Below are 4,660 nucleotides of genomic sequence, written 5' to 3' on the forward strand. Positions count from 1 at the left end.
AGGATATTAAGGGGAGTATTAATGCAACAAAGTTTACGATTAGAACGTAAATAAACAATAAGAAAAGGATGTTTTCAATGCCAGCAATTATAGGTCTTGTTCAAATTGTTACTGTCAGCGGAGGCACTGTACAGTTCGGCGACTCCCTGTTTATCTCGCCAAAAAGCAACTCCAAGACGACGGCAGGCCAGGGCGGGTTCAATACAGGAGGATTAATCGTCACCAATAACGGCATAAGTTCCAGTAATGTTCTTGACGCAAACCTTTTTGATCAGCCAACAGTTGGAAATAACTAGCGCTTTTTATGTTTTCGCCCCTTTGATTTTGAGATTTTAGGCAGCCTTGTTGAAGGCTGCTTTTTTATCCATTTTAAAAACTTATGGATGTCAGGATGCATGCGAAGCAGCTCGATTGTATTCAAACTGGCAGCAAGTTCCTCATTCGAAAAAAATGCATGTATCTGTTTATGGCAAGGAATGCAGAGATTTGCTGTCGGCAAAAAAGTCCCGCCCATTTCTTTTGGTGTCAGATGGTGGATAGTTACTTCGACATCCTCTCTGCCGCATAGCTCACATTTACCAACCTGCATTGCTTTTGCCATTTGGATCTCCTTTCTTAAAGTCTCTTATTAGCTCTGTTAACCTAGGCTGCTGATTTCCGCACCAATCAACAGGAGCTTTAACAGGGCCTAATCTAAAAAAACCGGTCTGGATTATTGTACGCATCCGACCGGTTTTCAGTATTTTTTACGGAGCAAAGCCGTAAATGAAAATATTAATTTTGTTCAAGCTCTAAAAGATGCCCGCCATCGAAGAAATATAAATATTTCTCATTTACAGGCTGCTTCCATACTTGTTCGATCGCTTTTGCATATAAACTGATTTGAATGCGGTATCGTTCTTCTAAGATGGATTTCGCCTGTTCGAAGCCGCCTTTGTAGCGGTCATGGATGCCGTCTGTCTTGAAGTCTAGCAGTACCGTGCCTTTTTCGTCCTGGAAAATGCAATCGACGACCCCCTGGATAAAAATCGGTTCATTTTCACCTTGCCAGTCTGGGTAAACTTCATTCGCTGGCAGCGAGAGATAGAACGGCACTTCTCTGCTTACTTTCTGAGCATTCAATAGCCGTCTGCCAATTTCGGTTTCAAAAAAGGCAAGAATCCATTTTTTCTCGATGGCCTCTCTTTGCTCTGGGAAAAGAAGCTCACTCTCCACCATTTTTTCCAACTGCAGATCGAGTGAAAGTTCGTTGACAGGTTTTGTAAGGTCGATATGCTGCATGACCATATGCATCGCAGTACCGCGTTCTGCAGGGGTTAATTTCTTTTCCTGCATAAATCTTGGCCTGTTCAAGATTGGTTTTGTAAAACGGCGGATCATTTGGGTGCCGCTTTCCTCATCTCTTGTTTCATGATTCCGTTTCAGTTCTGTGACGGATTGCTTCGAACGGTGTGTCGCTGCTTCCCTGAAATGATAATTCCATGAAAGCTGATTGCGCACCTCTTCTGATAAAGCAGAATCGATATTTACCGGCTTCCCTTCTGCTACCAGGTCCATCAGGCTTTCATGCTCTTCAATCGTTTCATCAGCATAGGTTGCCACTTCTTCGGCCGTTATCGTTTCGATTTTCCAGCGTGAGGGATGGCTGGTGATTTCATCTACAGGCGCAGTACTTGCCTCGCTGCCTCTAAACGAATCACAATCCCTATGACGGATGACTGCTGGGCCGATCCAGTCAATATAGCCTGATGCTGAAGCTCTTAGATATTCACTGAGGAGCCATTCAGGATGGCTTGCCTCATCCTGCCATTTGCTGATTGTTTTTTCAGCATCCTTTACAGACCCGATTAAATAAAGCTTTTCCTTTGCCCGAGTCAAAGCAACGTAAAGCACCCTCATTTCTTCAGCGAGCATTTCCATCTTATGCTTACGCCTAAATGCAAGCTGAGGCAGTGAAGGGTACGAAATACGTTTTTCCGGGTTTATATATTTTGCTGCAAAGCCAAATTCCTTATCAAGCATGTAAAATTTCTTCAAGTCCATCGTGTTGAAATTCCTCGCCAAACCGGCTGCGAATACAACTGGAAACTCAAGGCCCTTGCTGCTGTGAATCGTCATAATCCGGACAACATCCTCCTGCTCCCCAAGCGCCCTGGCTGCACCAAGGTCATCACCGCGTTCACGCATCCGTTCAATGAATCGCAAAAATCGGAACAATCCCCGGAAGGATGTTGCCTCATATTGCCTTGCCCGGTCGTATAGGGCACGCAGGTTTGCCTGACGCTGTTTCCCGCCCGGCATACCACCGGCAAAATCAAAGAATCTGGTTTCTCTGTACAGCTGCCAGATCAAATCAGAAACAGATCCTTGCCGGGCTACTGTTCTCCAGTTCTTTAAGCGATCAAAGAAACTTCGTGTCTTTTCATGCAAACTCTCCTGTTCGGCTGTTGGTTTCTTTTGGCAAAAAGTTGTCAACGCCTCATAGAACGCGCCTCGTTTCTGGCTGATCCTAATGACTGCCAGCTCCTCTTCATTCAGGCCTACAATCGGAGACCTGAGTACAGCAGCGAGCGGTATATCCTGATATGGATTGTCAATTACTTTTAAAAGGGAAAGCATGACCGCGACTTCTGTCGCCTGGAAATAACCAGTCGATAAATTGGCATAAATCGGAATCCCCTGCTGCTTAAACTCCTCCATGATTTGCGGAGCCCACGTCATCGAGCGGAGCAGGATGACAATGTCCCGGTAATTCACGGGCTTAGAAGCCTTCGTCTTAGGATTGTAGACGCCCCTGCGCTCTTCAACCATCTCTTTTATATGCTTCGCCATCAGTCTTGCTTCCAGCTGTGATTGTTCGAGGTCATCAGCATCAAATTCCGTTGAATCTGCTTCATTCTCTTCTGCTGCTTCGCTTTCAGCTGAACCGGCATTCCCTTTATCTATCAGCAGAAGTTCAACTGGGAATGACTCATCATCAGGATACGGAGCTCCCTTTTTGAGCTCGGCATTTTCATCGTAATGAATCTCGCCAACCTTGACGCCCATAATTTGCTTGAAAAGATAATTAGTGCCGTCAAGGATTTCGCTGCGACTCCTGAAATTCTTGGCCAGGTCAATTTTCAAACCCGTTTGCTCGCCATCTGCAGTGAATCTGTTGTATTTACCTAAAAACAGATTGGGCTCAGCAAGCCGGAAACGGTAGATAGACTGTTTTACGTCACCCACCATGAACATATTTCCTGTCGACTCACCATCTGAAGTCACTAGCTGGAGGATTGCTTCCTGAACCATATTTGTATCCTGATACTCATCAACCAGCACTTCCTTGAACTTTCTGCGATATGCAAGTGCCGCTTCTGATGGCATAGCGGCATATGCTGGCTCCCCGCCTTCTAATTCATGCTGTTTAGTCAGGATGGCAAGTGTATAGTGTTCAAGATCGGAGAAATCGACAAGTCCACGTTCCTGCTTCACTTCGCCAAAACGGCGCGAAAATTCTTTTACTAGATCAATCAGGACAGCGATCACTGGTTTCATTTCCTGCATATCCTTCTGGAAGCTCTCAGGCCTTCTTGCAAATAATTCGCTTTTCATATCCTGAACGATTTTCTTCGCCCTGTCCCTCAGCTTTCCAGCCTTGTCCACCATCTGCTTATCAAAGTCATCGCCCTTGCACGTTTTTGCCCTGTCAAATTTAGCAAGCTGCATCGCCTCATAAAGCTCAGACCATGAGTGGTCTTTCGCATTTAATAACGTCTCAACTACATGGAGATCATCTGTAAAATTAACAGCTCTTGGCGCTGGGCCTCCTGGCATTCTTGCAATCTCCAATCCTTGTTCAAGGAGCTGCTTTGCTCCCTGAAGCTGGAGCTCAATATCGTTCATGAGAACTTTCATAAATGGCAGATCCTCAATCGAAGAGCTGCCTGCAGCATCATACATGGAAACAATCGAATCGAGATACTCATCGGGTGAAGGATTGGATCTGGAAAAATCAAAAAGGTCAGCAATAATATCCTTCAATCCTTCGTCACTACGGTCATTCGTGAATGCATCAACAAGGTTGAAAAACGGCTGATTGTCAGCCTTTCCGTATTCTTCTTCGAACAAATCCTCAATCACTTCGTCCCTTAATAGCTGACCCTCGGTTTCATCAGCAATCCTGAAGCCTGGATCAACATCAATCAAATAGTAATACTTCCTGATAACATCAAGGCAAAAAGAGTGAAGTGTAGAAATAGATGCCCTGTTCAGCAGGCTGAGCTGTTTTTTCAAATGGATTGAATTAGGATTTGCATCAATTGCTTTCTCAAGAGCCTCGCCAATCCTGTGGCGCATTTCCGCTGCTGAAGCATTCGTGAATGTCACTACCAGCAGCTCGTCCACATCAATTGGATCGTGCTCCGACGTAATCTTATTGATGATCCTCTCTACTAAAACAGCCGTTTTACCCGATCCAGCCGCAGCGGCGACCAGGATATCCTGCCCTGATGCCATGATTGCCTTCCACTGGTCTTCCGTCCAGGTCGCCCCTTCCGGTACAGGCGGTATATTCATTTTAGCCAAGATCCTCTTCCTCCTCCCCAATTGATGCAAGGATATCGTGTTTCTTTATTTCTTCTAATCTATCTGAGGCTGCATTCAGACCATCATTTAC

At 45.3% G+C, this 4,660-nt stretch carries 3 protein-coding genes; 1 reads left to right on the top strand and 2 read right to left on the bottom strand.

Features of this window, described 5'->3' with window-relative positions; translation table 11 throughout:
* Nucleotides 1-77 precede the first annotated feature (77 nt).
* Nucleotides 78-296: a spore germination protein gene (locus WB217_RS03375; protein WP_423990636.1), complete on the top strand. Its 219-nt coding sequence runs from the start codon at nucleotides 78-80 to the stop codon at nucleotides 294-296.
* Here WB217_RS03375 and WB217_RS03380 read toward each other — a convergent pair.
* Entirely contained in the window at nucleotides 293-601 is a 309-nt protein-coding gene (locus WB217_RS03380) for an HNH endonuclease (RefSeq protein ID WP_423990638.1), read from the bottom strand. The two genes, WB217_RS03375 and WB217_RS03380, sit on opposite strands and share 4 nt — an antisense overlap.
* A 173-nt stretch (nucleotides 602-774) precedes the next feature.
* Nucleotides 775-4,560 (bottom strand): helicase-exonuclease AddAB subunit AddA, encoded by a 3,786-nt coding sequence (gene addA, locus WB217_RS03385; RefSeq protein WP_423990640.1) that lies wholly within the window; start codon nucleotides 4,558-4,560, stop codon nucleotides 775-777.
* Nucleotides 4,561-4,660 lie beyond the last annotated feature (100 nt).

Origin of the sequence: Mesobacillus sp., from assembly GCF_049588175.1 — a bacterium.
Taxonomy (GTDB): Bacteria; Bacillota; Bacilli; order Bacillales; family Cytobacillaceae; genus Mesobacillus.